The sequence below is a fragment of the Bacillus sp. AFS098217 genome (assembly GCF_002551815.1).
GTDB lineage: Bacteria > Bacillota > Bacilli > Bacillales > Bacillaceae_G > Bacillus_A.
Window position 1 is genome coordinate 26,765 of sequence record NZ_NVPR01000044.1, and the last position, 18,023, is coordinate 44,787.

The following is an 18,023-nucleotide window of genomic DNA, read 5'->3' on the forward strand; positions in this document are numbered from 1 at the left end:
AGGATTTCCCTTAAAAATGAAAATAGATGATATTGATAAAAAAATATTAGAAGAATTAAGCAAAAATAGTCGATTATCAATGAGTGAACTTGGAAGAAGAATCAATTTGTCTTCTCCATCTATAACAGAACGGGTAAGACAAATGGAGTCATTCGGAATAATAAAGAAGTACACCTTAGAAGTCGATTATGAAAAATTAGGACTTCCTATCCAATGTATAATAGAAGCAACAGTTAAAAACGGAGACTATAATTCTTTTAAGAAATATATTGAGGGTCTACCAAATGTAGAGTTTTGTTATCGAATTGCTGGAAACGCTTGTTATATGCTTAAAATGCAATTCGACACTTTTGCTAAAGCAGAAGAATTCATTGAAGCTGTAAATCCATATGCCCATACTGTAACACATTTCATTTTTTCTCAGGTCCAGACGAAATTAAGGATCAATTCAGACTGACTTCTATAATGGTTGTTCAACTAACCTGTCCAACTAATATCTAGTTAACATAAGCTATCATTATTGGTAGTATCCAAAAAAATCTCACTTCTTATCTTTTTTCAGATAAGAAGTGAGATTTTTTGTTTTGGGGGTGTTATAAAATCCTTAAGTTGATGGGCATGTATGGTGACCCCTTTATGAACAGTCTTTTCTATTACAAGCAGCAATTCTCATTTTTGTAAAGCGTGTTGTTTAAAATCTTGTTTACAAAATCTGCTTTAGCTTCACAATAACGATAAACGTCATATCGATAGTTCTCAGCCAATCGATATTTTAGTTCTTCGTATTCTTACCGCGCAGCCTCGTTAGTTGATAAATAATCCCGTAAAGCGACATGTTCTAAATACCCTTTCCCATCCTTTGGGCAAACATAAAGATGGTACTTCATGAAATTATCTTCATTATTTCTTTGAAAAGCTTCACGTCCTTCAACTCCTAGATTACCTTGATGTTGATAGCCTTCTTTTTCTAATCGCTCTATAATGTCAGGTAACAAATCGTAACTCTCTATAATTACGTCAATATCAATAATTGGTTTTGCTGCTAATCCTTCAACAGAAGTACTTCCTACATGCTCAATTCTTGAAATTAAATCCCCGATACAGCTTTCAATCATCTTTTTGATTTTCTTAAATTCTGTTTTCCACTCAGGGTTATATGGCTTAATCTCTATTATTCTTGTTTTTTCAGCCATTGCCGTCGTCCTCCCCGTCATAATTTCATTTTTTTCCTAATAGGAATCTCAGTACATCGCTATCAAACTAAAAAAGAATGCTTCCCCAAAACAATAAAATTAACAATTTCATTAGGAATAGTAAAGCAATTAATATAAATAACATACAAAAACGCTTGGACAAACTTAGAAATCCCAGCGTTTTCTTATTCCATGGTTAATTTTTATTAGGTAACAAATATCTCCCAGTTTAATATAGCTTTTTATTATAAATTAATTATTTGATAGAATAAAAAACTCCTTATCCAACCCCATCTTCTCCCAAAACTCTAAAGCTAGCTCATTTTCTAAATCGACATAAACATGGATCAAAGAAATATCCTGTTGGTTAAACCAATTCATTAAATCATCTACTAAGTTTTTAGCAACTTTTTGTCTTCGATACTCTGATGCTACATAAACTTCATCTACTTGACCATATAATATATCGCTAACTAAATCTTGTTTCACAGAAGCAATACCATAGCCAATAGTCTGATGGTTTTCATTAATTGCTACAAAAACTACACCATATTTCGATTGAATATATTGTTCTATTTGCTCTTGGATAGCCTTCCTATCACTCTCATCTAGTTCACATTCTGCAGTTTCTATAGCATTTTTATTCCACAATTCTATAATTTCTTTTATGAATTCTTGATTAACTACATTACCTTTAAGTTGTTTGATACGTATGTTCATTCCTATTTTCTCCTTCTATTAGTTTTTCTGAATATAATTTTATAAATTCTCTACAATGGATAGGTTATTTCTTCTGCTGAAACACCTTAGTAATCGGCTAAAGTGTTGTTTTATTTGAAGTTGTATTTTAAAACTGGTTTCTTTAAACCACCCATTCTTATAAGGTGTATTTTAATTTATAATCTTCGAGTACAGGTCTATCTGGCGGACTTATATTTTTTGGTAAATCATATAAAGAGAAAAATTGAAGTTCAGTTGCCTCATCTTTGTCATGCCTTAAATAACCGTTATATTCTTTACATTCAAAAGCCGTCACAACATTATAAACTTCATCGCCATGAGGATATTGATAATAAAAAGCTTCCCCTGAATATGTATGAATTAATGTAAGATTCTCAGCTGTTAGTCCTGTTTCCTCGAGTAATTCTCTACGAGCTACTTGTTCGAGTGTTTCTCCTAACTCCATAGAACCACCAATTAGTCCCCAGCACGCATTATCTTTTCGAAGTTGTAATAAAACTCGTTGCTCATTATCTATAACAAGTATACACGCCCCGACCATAATTAAAGGTCTACTTCCGACCAAATTACGCAAGTCCATCATATATCCCATACATATGTCTCCTTTGAGAATCTAGCGACACATGTTTGATTTATTTGAAATTCATGAGGTGTTTCTTGTTTTAATAAAGTTTTATAGAAATCTAGATGAGATTGTAGGTTTGAAACATATATACGTGGTACAACTGTTACTATATTCATATTACCCATCCTTTCAAACATAATATCCAATTATAACCATAATAATTTCCTTGTTATACAATTGTCAATTTTCTCAATTCTATCACTCTTTATTTCTCACCAATGACGCTGTTAAAACAAAACAATAATTTATATAGTAAGATCCAAAATATTAATAATGTAAAAAGATCTTTTAGTAAAAATAGACTAATATTTAAGTTATTATTCTTAATATTAACAAAATAAACTTATGATATGGATAAGATTGTCGGAATGGAGAAAATGGTATATAATAGGCAGTAACATTACTAGTAATTATTTTAGGTATTCCTAGAATAAAGGAGCGATACATATGAAAATTACTATTTATTTCGGAAGTCATGAAGATCAAGATGTACGTACAATGGATTGTCATTTAGATGTAGAAGATGCAGAAGAACTGGTCTCTGTTTCATAATATAAATTGCAAATAAAGTGGGTTGAACCCTCTTCTCGACTGCGTTAAGACACCTTATTATAGGTGTCTTTTTTATTGCTATTTTAGTGAAAAATCCTTTACTTTATAGTGATTAAATAGTAAAATATAGATATACGAACAAATGTTCTTTTTATTTTAATCGTACTTGAAGGGATGATTTTTACAATGGCTCAAAATAAGCGCAGAGGAAGAAAAAAGCATACACCTACTATCTCAAATACAGGCTTTATTGGCTCTGTCTTTATTGATACATTGGAATTACAGAAAAAATCCTATTATTTCGCTCGAAAAAAGCTTCAAATTGTCCATCATGTATTAGATGGTCTTGCAGGAGCAACAAGTTCTTTATTTAAAGAGCATACTATTTCTGCACATATGTCTTGTGTGTATTTACATAAACAAAAGAAGATTGGTTTTGTTCTTTCAACAAAACCGTTTGAACAAGCAGATGGCATTGCTTATTTTAAAAATTATTTAATTGAAAAGAATTTTTATGGTGACAATGACCAAGAAGCAGAATATCAAGAAGTATTTAATACTGGATTTATTGGAGTTGTATTCGCGGACTTATCTAGTATTGATCGCTTTAACTTCGATTTTGAACTGAGCATGTTATCAAAATTGATGAAGGATATGATTATTCCTGTTAAGGAACTCTTTTTACGTCATAACATTCCAGCTTATATCTCCACTTCTCATTTAGAAGAACAAAATAAACTAGGATTTGTTTTATCTGTAAAACCTTATGATGAGCGTGCGGAAGCAGATTTATATTTTGAAACATATTTGAAAGAGCGCGGTTTATTTATTGGAGATGAAGAAGACGATATTGATAAGATTGTCATTCGAAAAAAAGTCGAATTGTTATAGAAGTACAGGACACATTATAGTCCTGTGCTTCTATTTAAATGTCCATTTTATTCAAAATAAAAAGAGAGCATCCATGTCAGTCGATGCCCCATAGCAGTGGCTTAATTAAAAATAAAACTAGAAGACACGACCTCATAGTACTCTTGGTGTTGTATTTCGCACTGTTGTATTCTTTTCTTTGATTTTTATATATGTAACGTGTCTTAAATTAATGATACATTCTCCGTCTTCAAACCATTTACTTTCTTCAATTTTATGAATCAACTCTGCACGACTTTCACTTTCTATCTCACACTTTTTGTATGTTTCATTTGTGAAATGAAAATATACTGAAAATTGCCCCATCTCTCTCCCGCCTTCTCAAATAAATAATTTGCTTATTTTGTGTATTTATTTTTAGTTAAATTAGCAAAAAAAGGACAGTTTAAAAAACGGTCCTTTTTTATGTTTTAAATTAAGAGCACTAAAAAAGTGATAATGTTTATAAGCACAAGAATAAAGGTTAAATACCCTTATAGCAAAGGGAGTTTAGCCTAAAAAGTTTCATTTTCTAAAATAACAACAGAATCATTAGTCATTCTTCCAGCTTCTTTTGTATAACTAACAAGTCGTTGTACATTATCACAACAAAGCTTTGCTCCCCATACGAGTAATGGAACGCCAATAAAATCAATATGTAACCTTCTTGAAAATAAGCCTCCAAAAGTCATAGGAAGTGGCACTGTTGGTGATGTATTTGAAAAAATGATTTTTTCATTGTTGTGATATTGCTGTTGAAGAATTTCTCCTAAATTCTTCATAGCTGGAACAACTAACTTTGATGTTCCATGTCCTATTGTGTAAACTGGGTTTCCTCCTTCATCTCGTCCGTGAAAAATAATTTTTCCCATATCAGAAGTTTTAAGTTTATTGAAATAATCTACATTTAAAATTTCTTCTTTTGTTAATTTCCGATCAGTTGGAAGTTTGTTCAAATGATATGCTGCTGCAAGTGAAGTTGTATGTGTTCCACCAAAGTCGGTATAAATAAAAATCATTGTATCATCCCTTGTCGTAAACGTTCATTGTCTATTAGTATCACCGTTTTTACATTTACTAATCAAAGGAGGAACTACTTCTATCCCTTACTCGTTAATTCTTGATATTTTCTCCAAATATAATATCTTCTACTAATGATAGTACCAAGCGTCATACATAAAAAAGCATTTGTCACAATTGTTAATGCATAATGTGTGTTACCTAAAAACATGCTTTGTTTAATAAAAATTTTTGCTCCTAAAATAACAAGAAGAAAAATGGTACTTACCCAATTTCCTTTCCGTAATACATGGCCCGTTTCACTATCCAATCGGAATGTTAACAATCTCCCTCTTACCACACCGAGTCCTAAGCCAATTAAGAAGGTTGTAAGAAATATAATGCTTTCCCATAAGCTTAAAGCTCCCATATGCATAATGGATTGAATGGTTACGTATAGAAGCAAAGCTGGAACAAGCCAAAGACGATTGACTTTTACTTTACGCTCTCTTCCTTGCAATAAAACAATGACAAGAATAACAAGAATGATATCCATGCTTCTCCCCCAATTCCATACTGTAATATTAAAAATTATATTCAGCTCTAACCATTCCATACTTTCGAAAACAGGGTAATACCTTTTGATTATAAAAGATGAAAAAAAGCAATCATCAGACTGTAGGCTGATTTATAGAGCTTTGATATATAAAAAAAGACGCTCATGTTGAGCGCCTTTTTCTTGTTTCTTGAAGAAAATATTTGTTATTCCACCTATTAAAAGTTGGTTCAATTGAGTGTTTTTACAAAGCAAAAACATTCATGTACTCGCTTAAACTGTTTTTGTATATCTTCTCTATCTTTTCCAACATAGTGTGCAAATGCTTGAATCGGGAATAAGTTGGGTGTATTGCTTTTGAGTACTCCATTTACCTCTTTTTCCTCATCCATATATACGTGTAAATAGGAATCAGTGTTTAAAAATCCATTTTTTTCGTACCATTGATGTACCCACATATCATCCCTTGTCCAAGCTTCTAATCGATTTAACTGATGTTTGATTGCTAATTTTTCTGCCTCATATAAAAGTCGATTCCCTATTCCTTGTCTACGAAAATCTGGATGGACAGCAATATGCCAAATCATACCACCAAGACCTATCCCTTTTGAACAAACTGTGCCTTCTTCTAATTCGTATTCAATATCAATTAATCCAACTATTTCTCCATCATGTACCGCCACTAATTCGATAGCAGGATTCTCATATTTTTCTTTTTCTCTAAGAACATTGTCATAGTAAGCGGTATCTAAAAATGATAATGTTCGGCAACGTACCCATCCTGTTTCATCTTCTTGTTTATATTGTCGAATTTCCATAAAATCCTCCATAAAATAGCGTTTTAATATTCTTATTCCTCTAATATATTTCGATATCAATATAAGAAGACCTTTTTATATTGCAAGGATATAAAAAGAATATGCACCAAACACACTTACAACTAGACAACTTTTTCTATTCAGTAATAAAACAACACCTTAGCTAATTACTAAGGTGTTTCAGTAGAAGAAATAACCCATACTTTATACAACCAAGGTTCATTATTTACGTCTATTTCTGTATGAACTTTAAAGTGAGAGACTTGAGCTAGTTGAAAAGAGAGCGCATAGGCTATCTTATAATCAGGCGTAACATAACCATCATAGACCCATCCATATATTTCATTCCCTATCGAGTCCGCCTATACTTCAGCCTCTCTCAATGTCTCAAACATAACATTTTCTCTATTCCATCTAAGATTCATTTTAACAACTCCACTATTTTAGTGTTAAATCTTGTTGTTGAATTATCATCTCTATTGTGGTTAGAAAAGGATCAAAATATGGAAATCCTGTTAAATACCTTATATTTCCTTGTAAAGATTCATTTAATGGGGTAGCACTATTTCTTTAATTATTTAAGGAAACACTCTTACTTTGCTTTGTAGTTTTTGCTGTAGCGATATAGACACCTAATAAAACTAATATCATTCCAATAACTTGTTTCCAAGTCATTGTGGAACCATAGAATAAAACAGAAATTAATGTAGTTACAATTGGAGTAAGATTTAAATATATGCTTGCTTTACTTGCTCCAATCTGTCCCACGCCTTTGTTGAATATAATATATCCAACAAGAGTTCCACATATGACCATATAAAACATCTCTAGCCATCCTTGAACTGACATACTTGGAACACTTCCCCATCCACCTTCAAATATTGAAGCAATTGCAAGGAAGACGGCTCCTATTACAGTCATAATTGTAGTAGCGAACAAAGGTGATACGTCTTTCATTATGGATTTGCCAACTAGACCATAAATTACACCACATGTTAAGGCTGCAATAAACAATACATCACCTATATTAAAAGCTAATGAAAGTAACATATCCAGAGATCCCTTTGTAATAACTATAACAACACCAATTAATGATAAAGCTAAGCTTATTCCTACTTTGTTATTCCATCTTTCATTTAAAAAAATTATCGCACCTAACGTGACAAAGATAGGCATTGTTGCAATGATTAAAGAACCATTGATTGCAGAAGTATAATTTACACCCAAAAAGAAAAGTGCATTATATCCAAAAATTCCAGTCAATGAAACTAGTAATAAACCTTTCCATCTTTTCTTTAAAGAAGCTATGTGCCATTCTGATTTAATTGTTAAATAAATCATGAGTATGATGCCAGCTATCCCAAAACGAAGTGTCGCAGCTACGAGAGGTGGAATTTCCGTTACTACATGTTCTGCCGTTGAAAATGAACCGCCCCAAAACAAAGGCACTAATAACATTAAAAAGTATATTTTGTTTGAATTGCTGTGACTTTGCATTTTTTAACTCCCCCCTATTTTCAAAGTTCATCGTAATCGTGTTTATACGTTCAAACTTATAAACATGAATATTAGAAAATTAATATCCTGCTTCAATTGCGGATACTAACTCTTTAATATGCTTCAAAAATTCATTCGTACTTAAAGAATAATAAGTTTCTTTCCCATTTTTGTTTGGAATAATCAAGCCTGCTTGCTTTAAAATTTTCAAATGGTGAGATACAGCAGGCCTAGAAATACTCATGTTTTCAGTTATTTGATTTACATTAAGGCTATCACTTTTAAGTAAAACCATGATTATTTGTTGTCTATTAATATCACCTAACGCTTGAAAAATCGGTGTCGTTAATCTAAATTGTTCTAATATATTCTCTCTGTTTTTGCATTCATAATTTTCCATAATCTACATCCTTATCATTATAATATTTTAAACACGTTTAAATATTTAAACCTATGAGGCATGTACGTACTGCTTTAATCAAATCATTAACAGTTAGGGTACTTTCTTATGTGCTTAAACGCTCTTCTACTTCAAGTTCTTGATCAAATTCATCCTGTAATTACTATTAAAATTTCTGTAAACAACAATGAATCGATATCCAGTTTTCTCAAGTAAAATCTAAATCAATTTCATCTATACCTACTTCTTCATAACTAAACTTAGCCCCTGTTACATTAGATATAACGCACAAACTTTCCATTTATTTGTAATTAACAACTCAATAATTAGAAGTTTATTCTAAAAACCATAAATTGTAAATATTTTTTTGGAAATTGATATTGTTTTTATATTTCATTAGATACCCTGAAAAATAGAATTCTTTAAATGCTAATTTTTTGAATTGTTACATTCAAATTGGATGTACTTTTGTTCTTGGATTAATCTATCTTGAATTCGTTTTAAACCATCCATAATAAGTCGTAGCATAGAACCATTATTTTTCCCAATCAATCAACCAATATATTAAAGTTGATTTATAATGAAAAAAGAAAGTTCAAAGCTATTTATTGAATAGCTTGCTAAGAAGTTTTGTAATACAAAAATGATGTTAATCATAATGACTTAATCAAAGGAGTTGAATAGAGAATAAAATGAAAAAAATATTAATGAAGTATATAACTAGATTTACAACACTAAACGAAGAAGAACAACAGGCAATCGTTGAAGATGTACAAATTGAAGAATATAAAAAAGGAACAATACTCCTTAGACAAGGAGATGTTCCGATCAAATGTTATTTTGTATTGAAGGGATGTGTAAGGCAGTATTCTATAGATAAAATGGGAAAAGAGGTCACATCCAATTTTTACACAGAAGAACAAGCCATTTCGAATTTCAATCATCATAAACAGGATAAATCATCCGTGTACTCTTTAACTTGTTTAGAAGACTGTATATTGGTCGTTGGTGACCTCGACACCGAAAAGGACATGTATAATAAACACTCACAATTGGAAACAATGACACGCCAAATGATCGAGCACAACTTTGGTGAGGTACAAGATGAATTGGCTTTGTTTATTGCATCTACACCAGAAGAACGCTACAAAGCACTATTACGGAAACGACCTCATTTAGTCAATCGTGTACCCCAACATCAATTGGCGAGTTATCTTGGTATTACCCCAGAATCATTAAGTAGAATCAAGAAACGAATTAAAAAAGATAAATTTTAGGAAGTTGTTATACACCTTTTGGGACTTTTCCTCCTCTGAATAGCAGCCATATACCAAAGCCCAATTCTCCTACAATCATTGGTACACTAAATCCAATTTTAAGAATTGAAATTACCGTATCATATTGTGAAAGAATCGCGCTAAATAAGTTAATGACAATATAGCCTATTGCAGCAAGTAACAATAAGATACTAATGACTTTAGGTATTCTATCTGATTTGAGTGTCAAATATCCTACAATCATGAGATGCCCGCCAAAAATGATCAATCCTATAGACCAAATAAATTCAAATGCTTCAAGAAACAACATCATATGTGCCTGAAGTTGATCGATTTTAAATAATGATAAATAGTCTGTATTTTTCGAGAGAAGCAATACAAAGATTAAATTCAGTATGGCAGTGCCCAATATAGTCGCATAAGTGAGACGGAGCCATGCACCAAGCAATGAAAGGCTTTGGTTAATTGGCTTCAGAAAGATATAAAAAGCCCAGGCGACCACAATGTCAGTGATCAGGATGATGACCCACCCAAAGATTTCAGCTTTGAAAAGCATATTTGATAACTTAATGTTATTAAAAGTGGCGCTGGCATCTCCTTGCACCACAAGGCTTCCATGGACGAAACCATAGGAAAAAAATGCAGTAATTGTCATGATAATAAGTGATATGCCTGCAATGAGAGCAGATTTTCGTTGATATGATTGTTTTTTTACTGATGTATCCATAATATACCCTCCTATATTACAATGTTTGGTTTTATTTTAATAGGAAGATTATGACTGGTCATTGACTTAAATCAAGAATCTAAATCATTTTGGGATTTTACAATTATACATATTACTTTGAAACAAATTAAAACTACCACGTTCTACTTTTTAATAGAAAGTGGTAGTTTTAATTTACTCGGGATATCGGAGTGAAACTCTGTGGTATACTGTACGGAAAATGAATATCCTTCTTGAATAAACGATACCTCATTATTATAAAAATCAAATGGAACGTTGTTTTGCCGAAAATCCTCTTGAATCTCTTGTAAGAATGAAAGATTCGGTGTTCCAAAAGAAACGTGTATTTTCGGTGGCAAAGCTTTCATTGCGATTGGGAGCCAAGGTCTATTCCACGAATTCGCAACAATATATGCTGTTCCGCTAATTACAAAATTGAAAATCTCTCCGTCTTTAATTGTATTCATGCGTAAATTTGATTTTAGCCACTTTGTAAATGCAGGTACACTTTTAACTGGAAGACCTATTTCTCTTATGTATAAAACGTTGAGAGGTGAATGTGGAATTAAAACATCTTCTTCCACATAGTTATGAGCAATAATTTCAAGAAGATTTCCATCTCCATCACGAAAGTATAGATTCAAGCAACCATTTTCTTCATCAATTGTGTGACCGTCCTTCCATTTAGCAATAAGTAGGCCTGATTCTTCAACCCACTTTGCTGTTTCGAAAAATTTTGAAAATGGGACTTGAAAAGCAAAGTGAGTTGGCACGATGGGTTCATATATTTCATGAAAACTAATTGTTGTATAAGGTGTTATTTGAAATTGAACAAATGATGCAGTTTCTTTTTTTATTGGTAAAGATAGTATATCTCGGTAAACCTGCTTTACTCCTTCTATAGAAAGTGTTTGTAACTTTATATCTGAAATGTGTGTAATCATTGTAATCAACCTCCAAATTTATTATGCCTATTTAGTATTTTATTTGAATAACTAACAGAAAAAATCCATCTGAAGAGTGAAATTACAATTAAAAAACTACAACTTTTGTAGTAAAAGGACTGAGTGTAGCTTTGGAATAAAATAAGATATACATCGTCATTTCCTCACCGTTTCCTTTATTCTGTATACCTGCATACCAAACATGTTTATATCATATATTGGTACAAGGAACCATACATATCCTATCTATATGATACATAAAGCAATAATACAGACATTGCAGTACTTTGTAATAAGAAAGGAGTATGTTTTGTGGAATCACGACCTTCGAATAAAACTGTGTATGGAAATATACCGCATCCTATAAGAGATGATGGCGCTGGCGCGACCGATTTTGGTCCCCGGGATATCATGAGAGATATTGAAAACCCTGACATGTTAGTTCCACCGGTCACCGACGCCGGAACGATCCCTAATTTAAAGTTCTCTTTTTCTGACACCAATATGCAGTTAAATCACGGCGGTTGGTCACGGCAAGTAACGATTAGAGAACTACCGATCGCAACCACGCTTGCGGGGGTGAACATGCGTCTAACGCCGGGCGGTGTGCGTGAGTTACATTGGCATAAGCAAGCTGAATGGGCCTATATGATTTTAGGGCGGGCACGAATCACTTCGGTCGACCAGGACGGACGGAATTTTATAGCCGATGTCGGCGCAGGGGATTTGTGGTACTTTCCAGCCGGAATTCCACACTCGATTCAAGGGCTGGAGGAAGGTTGTGAATTTCTGCTCGTGTTCGACGATGGCAACTTCTCCGATTTCGACACCTTCTCTATTACTGATTGGTTCGCCCACACACCAAGGGACGTGCTGGCTGCGAATTTCGGTGTACTGGAAAGCGCCTTCGCTCATATACCTACAAAACAACGATACATTTTTCAAGCAAAGGTGCCCGGCACGCTGGAAAGTCAGAAGATTTCGGATCCTTATGGTAATGTGCCAAAAAGCTTCACACATCGGCTGCTTGCACAAGATCCGATTGTAACTCCGGGCGGGGCGGTACGTATAGTTGATTCCACCAACTTCCCCACTTCAACTACAATTGCGGCAGCGTTGGTGGAAATCAAGCCAGGCGGAATGAGGGAAATGCATTGGCATCCGAATAACGATGAGTGGCAATATTACCTCTCAGGAACTGGACGCATGACGGTATTTGCAGCGAATGGCACAGCTCGAACTTTTAATTACCGGGCCGGCGATGTAGGATATGTACCGTTCGCCATGGGACATTACATCCAAAACACAGGTCATCAAAGCTTATGGTTTCTGGAGATGTTCAAGAGTAATCGCTTTGTTGACGTGTCATTGAACCAATGGATGGCGCTGACTCCAAAAGAGCTAGTAGAGGAACACTTACATGTAGGTCCAGAATTGATGAACGAGTTACGCAAGGAAAAATGGCCTGTTGTCAAATACAAATAGATGATTATATCAATCTTATTTACTCTTATCTCTTTTCATTACATTCGGATTTAACGTTAAGATGGAACTCCTTATCTATCTAGTGATGCTGCTTGATAGGGTTATTGGCAAGGACAAAATGATAGAATTCTCATCTCCTCTTCTTTGATCTTTTTACAAAGCGGTCTTACACCGCTTTGTCATTTACCGAAAATAAAGAATATTCAATTACGCAAAAAGGAAATTCCTCCCCACTTACTCACTGGTGCTATTGCACCTTCACGTTCCTTGAGGGAGGGGAATCCTTGTCTAAAAGCGTTGAAGGTCTTAAGATTGTTACAAAAAGAATGGTAGCAAATAATGTACCCACAATAGAAAAGACAATACAAATTAGCTGTAATGAGAACCACTCTGCCAAAAACCCTAGAAGAAGTGTGAAGACTATTTGAATAAAACCTTGAATCATATCAGCTAGGCTTCCAAATCTACCCATAATTTTTATTGGTACATTACTTTGGAAAAAGGTTGCATACCCTGTGTTTGCAAAAGCCATAAAAAAACCTAGAAAAGCAAATGAAAAAGTTGCAGCGATAAAATTAAAGGATGAGTAAAAAAACACATACCCTATAGATGTTAGTAACATTCCAACACCTATATATAACTTTAGATGAATTTTTTTAGCCAAAACTGCTGCAACAAATGCTCCAGCTAATGCACCAATTCCCGTTATACTTACTATTATTCCGTAATCTCTATCAGTTAATTTTAAGTTTTGTTTAATATATGTAACTTCTTGTGAATCTAATGCAAATCCAATTAACATTGCACCTTGAAATAATAAATACACCACAATGAAATATTTTGCATTTTGGATGAATTTCTTCACTGTTTTCCAATCTTCAATTAGAGTTTTCAAATGAATAGGTTCTCGTATTTCCCCTATATCTTTATCTACATTAGGAAGTAGATATATAAACAACGCACAAATTAAAAAAGTAATGGCATTAATAATAATACATAAATCCGTACCAAAATACATGATAAGAATTCCAGAAATTGCTGGACCAATTAGAAAGGCACCTGAATTGGTCATACTCATAATTGAATTGAATCTTTTACGTTTTTCTGACGGAACTAATTTAGTAATATAAATAGTTGAACTTGGTCCAAAAAATGCCCCTACGATATTAACTAGCAAGAGTAATAAATATATAAACCATAATGAGCCTATAAAAGGAATTAACATAATCAAAATTCCTCTAACAATATCAATAAATATCATTAACCTTCTTTTGTTAACTCGATCAATTACACTCCCAGACCATGTATTCGTAATTAATATTGCAATTGGCCTAATGATATAAAGACCTGCAACGGCTGTGGCTGAACCTGTTAAATTTAAAATTGCTATATTAAGTGCAATTAGGTAAATCCAATTTCCTAAGTATGAGATGCCTATTCCTGATAATAAAAGAATAGGATTTTTCCAAGAATTCAATTTGTCACTCCTTTTCTTTCTGAATTTTAATTGATTACAGTATAACTAAAACAATTGCTCTTTTTAGATTATATAACAAATTTTTAAAAAATTATAAAAATAGTTACTGTAGGCTAGATTCTTGTCTACTGTGATAACACGAGGCTTTGAAACATGAAAAGACCGCAAAGCTTTCCTAAAAAAGCACTTTTCTACATAAACCATGGATTTAAAGTTGACTTTCGTTGATGAAATCAACCATAGGGAAACTCAAAATAATTTTCTTAATTTACAGTTAGAGGTATCACCACATCGCCGTCAAGTTAAGAAATATATTCTCCCTAAAACGAAAAAACGAGCTAAATTCTCATAAATAACTGTAGGGATATAAAATTTTTGTTTTGGGATTTTTCAAAATCTTAGCTTGATAGGTATATGGTGATACCTAAAATATACCTAATAAATTTGATTTTAAAATTACTCCAACATTTGATAATCCAGCGAAAATAAATTTAATTGAGCCGTTTATTTTAAGAGGTCATATGCGAAAAATGAAATGTGAATCTTTGTAAGATAGTGAAATGGTTTATAAACATCTATCAATGCACCCTTTTCCCTTTTAGTCTCGATGTTTTAAGATTGATTTAATACATAATGTTATTTTTTCTTAAAAATGTTATTATTCTCTATGTTATATGGCAATTCATATATTAGAGGATAAAAAATTTGAAGGGTGGAACTAAAGTGATTAGTGATTTAAAAAGGGCAGCCTTATCTTCGTTGAAAGGCCGTTGGGGATTAGGAGTGGGAACAACATTTCTTCATTATGTCATTCCTGCAGTAGGTATGTATTTTATTGGAATATTACTAACTCTGTTGTTTGGTTTATCTTTTGACATGATACGTGAGTCTTCGATAGACTATTCGATTACAGGAGAACCTCAAATAGGTACAATATCCGCTTTTTTTGTTGATTCTTCTCTGTATATTTTTTTAGCTATTTTATGTATCATTTATATTGCTGCACAAAGTGTTATGAGTTACGGATATTATAACTTTTACATTGTGTTTAGCAAAAAATGAATCTACCACAATTGGTAATTTATTTGAAGGATTTAAGAAAAATAATTTATTTAGATCTATGAAGCTTGGTATCTTGCAAACCATATTTATCATTTTATGGAGTTTATTATTCATTATTCCGGGTATTATAAAATTTTTCTCCTATTCTATGGCTTATTTTATTTTGTTAGAGAATCCTGAATATACGGCAAGTGAAGCAATTAAAAAGAGCAAAGAAATGATGAAAGGTCATAAGTTAGATTTATTCATACTTTGGTTAAGTTTTATTGGTTGGTTTATTTTAGGGTCTTTTATAGGACTTTTCACTTTGAGCATCCCATACTTATGGATTTCCCCATACTACAATACAACTGTATCTCATTTTTATTTAACTTTAGCTAACAGAGAAAATATTGCGGAAGAAACAACATTTACAAAGAAGGGTTAGATAATCTTATCAAATCGTTATTATAAAAAACAGAAGAATAACTAAAAGAGATCTTGCTACCATCGAATTAAGGTGAATTTGTACCTATATTAATGAAAAAACGCTATCCTTTTAATAGAATCATTGAAAAGGATGGCGTTTTTATGAGCATTTCACTAACAGAACAGTTGCAACTCTTCGCTCAGGAATTACACTACCTTTTGGACATAAAAGCTATTCTTAGGTTGATGGACATGTGGCGGGTGGACCCCCATATATATCAAACTTTTCGTTATTACATCGAAGGTCCATCACACAGTTTAAGGTTGCTTAACAATTAGATACTTAGAGTTTGTCCTTTCAGTAATAATGAATTAAACATTTTTAAATATTCAGTTAATATATCTTAGGTTTGAGGACTTTGTTTTCAAAATCAAAGATTGATTGACTTATAATATACGAAAGCTCTAGCCTAGTCGACCATGATTTTACAGGATCAATTATATTGTCTTTATTAAGTTTATTTATATACTTTAAACCTTCTACTTCAATATAATCAATATCAAAGTCTGTCAATTTATTAATAATCATTGGCCATTCTGCATCTGTCATTTTCCAACTAGAATATTTTATTATGTAGTCCATCGAGCGTTTTGACAATGCACACGAACCAGCTGTGATATCAACATCTCTTCCCAATTGTAACGACATAATTTTATTTGATATTGACTCCGTAACTTTCCATTCTTCAGGGTGTGTATGAAAAGCATTCTGTGTCCGCCCAATTATTAAGTAATCTACATCAGCTATGTTCTTTATCAAGGTATCCAATTCATCTGGAAACTCAATAATCCACGTCAATAGACGATCAAAGTCACAGTAATGATAATAATCATGACTATAATTATTAACAAATTTTAATGATTCTCGTCGAGCATTTGCTGCTCCTGATTTTTCAATAATGTTTACATTAAAATTACATTGTTTTAATTCACTAACAACTTTCTCTGGAGTTAAATCACTGATTGTTATATATTTTTGATTGTAGTTCAGCTTTATTAATTCATCCTTTAACTCTCGTATAATTGGCAGCAAGCTACCTGATGGGTCATGGGTAATACATGTTAATGCAACTTGCTTCTCTGATTTCATTATTTATCCCCCTCAATCATTTACCAATGGTGCCAATCTATACACTTTGTTAACCTTTGGAAAATCACCTTCATAATGGTACTTTGCCTTATCATAAATAACGGTGTCCAACAATGCGTCCAACTCCTTTTCATATCTCATTTATTTTACGTCTTATTGAAAATAAAATGTAAAAAATAAAATCATGGAACAAATAGGCTTTAAATCTAAACTTTCTTTAAAAAGATATTATGAATATATATCATTGAATTTTTGCATAGACACATGTATCAGTAAGTCTTTTTCTGTCAGCAGAAAAGTCTTCATTTCGTAGGATACCCTCCAGCTCATAACCTAATTTCTCAGGGATAGTGCGACTTTTAGTATTAGTTGATTCACATCGTATTTCTAGTCTTCTTGCTTTTAAATCTATCATCGCAAAATGAGTTAGCACATGTATTGCTTCAGTCATATAACCATTTCCGCTAAATCTAGTGTCAATCCAGTAACCTATCTCAAATTGTGGTTTCGTCCAATCAATATTGTGAAGACTACAAGTACCAATGAACTCTTCCGACCCTTTAAGAAAAATAAGAAATCGTAAACTATCCCTATTTAAGAATTATATATGAGCTGATCTTAAGTTAATTTCTGTGTCAGTAACCGTTGGTATGCTTTGCGCAAAAGGCAACCAAGGTTGTAACTCGTTAATGGATACTTGAATTGCAGCATTAACCTTTTCTCCATCACCAGGCTTTGGCATACGTAATAATAATCTTTCGGTATCTAAATTAGCAGGAATTTCAATTAATAGAGGATTCATAATATATAACACTCCCTTTTTTCACTAATTCTAATTACAAAAACAAAAAACTTTCACCTTCAAGATATATATCTTGAGGACGAAAGTTAATTTTCCGTGGTACCACCCCAGTTTATTGATGTGTCATCACACCAACCTCTTCAGGTACATAAATTATACCCTATTTCTATAACGGGAAATCCCGCCGTATTATCCCTTAGTTCGAAAACTCAGTTAGATACGGAGCTCCAAGTTTTTATTCATTAAGAAGATTAATGCTCCTTTACAGCATACCGGAGCTCTCTGGAAGTAATCTCACCTTAATTACTCTTCTCTTCATAGCTTATAATCTTAATTAAATTTATTGAAATAATGGTATGAATTATTATAAATGTAAATTTATTGTATTGTATCATCAATGT

18 protein-coding genes, 4 pseudogenes and 1 other annotated feature are annotated in these 18,023 nt (G+C 32.5%); of the genes and pseudogenes, 5 read left to right on the plus strand and 17 right to left on the minus strand.

Going from position 1 to position 18,023, the window contains the following annotated elements; genetic code table 11:
- The first annotated feature begins 16 nt into the window (after positions 1-16).
- Entirely contained in the window at positions 17-457 is a 441-nt protein-coding gene (locus COO03_RS12670; protein WP_000686752.1) for an Lrp/AsnC family transcriptional regulator, read from the plus strand.
- Between the two features lie 331 nt (positions 458-788).
- Here the strand turns inward: COO03_RS12670 and COO03_RS12675 are convergent, their stop codons facing one another.
- The 4 genes from COO03_RS12675 to COO03_RS27055 form a co-directional block, all read right to left on the minus strand.
- On the minus strand, positions 789-1,193 hold the full coding sequence (locus COO03_RS12675; RefSeq protein WP_230322431.1) for a GrpB family protein: 405 nt from the start codon (positions 1,191-1,193) through the stop codon (positions 789-791).
- A gap of 252 nt (positions 1,194-1,445) precedes the next feature.
- Positions 1,446-1,913, minus strand: coding sequence for a GNAT family N-acetyltransferase (locus COO03_RS12680; protein WP_097897528.1), 468 nt, complete (start codon positions 1,911-1,913; stop codon positions 1,446-1,448).
- A gap of 157 nt (positions 1,914-2,070) precedes the next feature.
- On the minus strand, positions 2,071-2,526 hold the full coding sequence (locus COO03_RS12685; protein ID WP_097897529.1) for an NUDIX hydrolase: 456 nt from the start codon (positions 2,524-2,526) through the stop codon (positions 2,071-2,073).
- Positions 2,514-2,675, minus strand: coding sequence for a hypothetical protein (locus tag COO03_RS27055; RefSeq protein ID WP_154724611.1), 162 nt, complete (start codon positions 2,673-2,675; stop codon positions 2,514-2,516). The genes COO03_RS12685 and COO03_RS27055 overlap by 13 nt, the downstream gene beginning before the upstream one ends.
- A gap of 610 nt (positions 2,676-3,285) precedes the next feature.
- On the opposite strand from COO03_RS27055, the gene COO03_RS12695 reads away from it, so the two are divergent.
- Positions 3,286-4,002, plus strand: coding sequence for a hypothetical protein (locus COO03_RS12695; RefSeq protein ID WP_170958167.1), 717 nt, complete (start codon positions 3,286-3,288; stop codon positions 4,000-4,002).
- A 132-nt stretch (positions 4,003-4,134) separates the two neighbouring features.
- On the opposite strand, the gene COO03_RS12700 is transcribed toward COO03_RS12695, so the two are convergent.
- From COO03_RS12700 to COO03_RS12730, 7 genes and pseudogenes are all read right to left on the minus strand, one after another.
- On the minus strand, positions 4,135-4,347 hold the full coding sequence (locus tag COO03_RS12700) for a hypothetical protein (protein ID WP_097897531.1): 213 nt from the start codon (positions 4,345-4,347) through the stop codon (positions 4,135-4,137).
- Positions 4,348-4,535: 188 nt separating this feature from the next.
- The gene (locus COO03_RS12705; RefSeq protein ID WP_097897532.1) at positions 4,536-5,039 is read right to left on the minus strand and encodes a DUF3189 family protein; all 504 of its coding nucleotides are present in this window, start codon (positions 5,037-5,039) and stop codon (positions 4,536-4,538) included.
- An 80-nt stretch (positions 5,040-5,119) separates the two neighbouring features.
- Positions 5,120-5,575, minus strand: coding sequence for a DUF1453 family protein (locus tag COO03_RS12710; RefSeq protein ID WP_097897533.1), 456 nt, complete (start codon positions 5,573-5,575; stop codon positions 5,120-5,122).
- Positions 5,576-5,805: 230 nt separating this feature from the next.
- Positions 5,806-6,393, minus strand: a complete 588-nt coding sequence (locus COO03_RS12715) for a GNAT family N-acetyltransferase (protein WP_373605248.1) — start codon at positions 6,391-6,393, stop codon at positions 5,806-5,808.
- A 170-nt stretch (positions 6,394-6,563) separates the two neighbouring features.
- Positions 6,564-6,818 (minus strand): annotated as a pseudogene (locus COO03_RS27595) (hypothetical protein).
- A 145-nt stretch (positions 6,819-6,963) separates the two neighbouring features.
- Complete coding sequence (locus tag COO03_RS12725) at positions 6,964-7,890, minus strand: DMT family transporter (RefSeq protein WP_097897535.1); 927 nt, start codon at positions 7,888-7,890, stop codon at positions 6,964-6,966.
- 79 nt (positions 7,891-7,969) lie between these two features.
- Positions 7,970-8,290, minus strand: coding sequence for an ArsR/SmtB family transcription factor (locus tag COO03_RS12730; protein WP_097897536.1), 321 nt, complete (start codon positions 8,288-8,290; stop codon positions 7,970-7,972).
- A 692-nt stretch (positions 8,291-8,982) separates the two neighbouring features.
- Between COO03_RS12730 and COO03_RS12735 the strand changes: the two genes are divergently transcribed.
- Complete coding sequence (locus COO03_RS12735) at positions 8,983-9,567, plus strand: Crp/Fnr family transcriptional regulator (protein ID WP_097897537.1); 585 nt, start codon at positions 8,983-8,985, stop codon at positions 9,565-9,567.
- A gap of 7 nt (positions 9,568-9,574) precedes the next feature.
- On the opposite strand, the gene COO03_RS12740 is transcribed toward COO03_RS12735, so the two are convergent.
- Both COO03_RS12740 and COO03_RS12745 read right to left on the minus strand, forming a co-directional pair.
- Positions 9,575-10,294: a DUF4386 domain-containing protein gene (locus COO03_RS12740; protein ID WP_097897538.1), complete on the minus strand. Its 720-nt coding sequence runs from the start codon at positions 10,292-10,294 to the stop codon at positions 9,575-9,577.
- Positions 10,295-10,437: 143 nt separating this feature from the next.
- A complete protein-coding gene (locus COO03_RS12745; RefSeq protein ID WP_097897539.1) occupies positions 10,438-11,238 on the minus strand; it encodes a VOC family protein in 801 nt (266 codons plus the stop codon).
- A 312-nt stretch (positions 11,239-11,550) separates the two neighbouring features.
- Between COO03_RS12745 and COO03_RS12750 the strand changes: the two genes are divergently transcribed.
- Positions 11,551-12,723 carry an oxalate decarboxylase family bicupin gene (locus COO03_RS12750; RefSeq protein WP_154724610.1) on the plus strand — a complete coding sequence of 391 codons (1,173 nt, stop codon included), beginning with the start codon at positions 11,551-11,553 and terminating at the stop codon, positions 12,721-12,723.
- 247 nt (positions 12,724-12,970) lie between these two features.
- On the opposite strand, the gene COO03_RS12755 is transcribed toward COO03_RS12750, so the two are convergent.
- Entirely contained in the window at positions 12,971-14,200 is a 1,230-nt protein-coding gene (locus tag COO03_RS12755; protein ID WP_097897540.1) for an MFS transporter, read from the minus strand.
- Positions 14,201-14,308: 108 nt separating this feature from the next.
- Positions 14,309-14,389 (minus strand): annotated as a pseudogene (locus COO03_RS26435) (IS6 family transposase); the annotation flags it as partial.
- Between the two features lie 534 nt (positions 14,390-14,923).
- Here COO03_RS26435 and COO03_RS12760 point away from each other — a divergent pair.
- Positions 14,924-15,689 (plus strand): annotated as a pseudogene (locus COO03_RS12760) (DUF975 family protein).
- 375 nt (positions 15,690-16,064) lie between these two features.
- On the opposite strand, the gene COO03_RS12765 reads toward COO03_RS12760, so the two are convergent.
- Entirely contained in the window at positions 16,065-16,820 is a 756-nt protein-coding gene (locus COO03_RS12765) for a hypothetical protein (RefSeq protein ID WP_097897541.1), read from the minus strand.
- A 241-nt stretch (positions 16,821-17,061) separates the two neighbouring features.
- A pseudogene (locus tag COO03_RS12770) lies at positions 17,062-17,622 on the minus strand (GNAT family N-acetyltransferase).
- A 72-nt stretch (positions 17,623-17,694) separates the two neighbouring features.
- Positions 17,695-17,950 (minus strand) — a binding site (T-box leader).
- Positions 17,951-18,023: the final 73 nt, after the last annotated feature.

Excerpts from the sequence above, each read along its gene's own strand:
- COO03_RS12670 (WP_000686752.1), top strand. The coding sequence starts at position 17 with ATGAAAATAGATGATATTGATAAAAAAATATTAGAAGAATTAAGCAAA.
- COO03_RS12675 (WP_230322431.1), bottom strand. The coding sequence starts at position 1,193 with ATGGCTGAAAAAACAAGAATAATAGAGATTAAGCCATATAACCCTGAG.
- COO03_RS12680 (WP_097897528.1), bottom strand. The coding sequence starts at position 1,913 with ATGAACATACGTATCAAACAACTTAAAGGTAATGTAGTTAATCAAGAA.
- COO03_RS12685 (WP_097897529.1), bottom strand. The coding sequence starts at position 2,526 with ATGGGATATATGATGGACTTGCGTAATTTGGTCGGAAGTAGACCTTTA.
- COO03_RS27055 (WP_154724611.1), bottom strand. The coding sequence starts at position 2,675 with ATGAATATAGTAACAGTTGTACCACGTATATATGTTTCAAACCTACAA.
- COO03_RS12695 (WP_170958167.1), top strand. The coding sequence starts at position 3,286 with ATGATTTTTACAATGGCTCAAAATAAGCGCAGAGGAAGAAAAAAGCAT.
- COO03_RS12700 (WP_097897531.1), bottom strand. The coding sequence starts at position 4,347 with ATGGGGCAATTTTCAGTATATTTTCATTTCACAAATGAAACATACAAA.
- COO03_RS12705 (WP_097897532.1), bottom strand. The coding sequence starts at position 5,039 with ATGATTTTTATTTATACCGACTTTGGTGGAACACATACAACTTCACTT.
- COO03_RS12710 (WP_097897533.1), bottom strand. The coding sequence starts at position 5,575 with ATGGATATCATTCTTGTTATTCTTGTCATTGTTTTATTGCAAGGAAGA.
- COO03_RS12715 (WP_373605248.1), bottom strand. The coding sequence starts at position 6,393 with ATGGAAATTCGACAATATAAACAAGAAGATGAAACAGGATGGGTACGT.
- COO03_RS12725 (WP_097897535.1), bottom strand. The coding sequence starts at position 7,890 with ATGCAAAGTCACAGCAATTCAAACAAAATATACTTTTTAATGTTATTA.
- COO03_RS12730 (WP_097897536.1), bottom strand. The coding sequence starts at position 8,290 with ATGGAAAATTATGAATGCAAAAACAGAGAGAATATATTAGAACAATTT.
- COO03_RS12735 (WP_097897537.1), top strand. The coding sequence starts at position 8,983 with ATGAAAAAAATATTAATGAAGTATATAACTAGATTTACAACACTAAAC.
- COO03_RS12740 (WP_097897538.1), bottom strand. The coding sequence starts at position 10,294 with ATGGATACATCAGTAAAAAAACAATCATATCAACGAAAATCTGCTCTC.
- COO03_RS12745 (WP_097897539.1), bottom strand. The coding sequence starts at position 11,238 with ATGATTACACACATTTCAGATATAAAGTTACAAACACTTTCTATAGAA.
- COO03_RS12765 (WP_097897541.1), bottom strand. The coding sequence starts at position 16,820 with ATGAAATCAGAGAAGCAAGTTGCATTAACATGTATTACCCATGACCCA.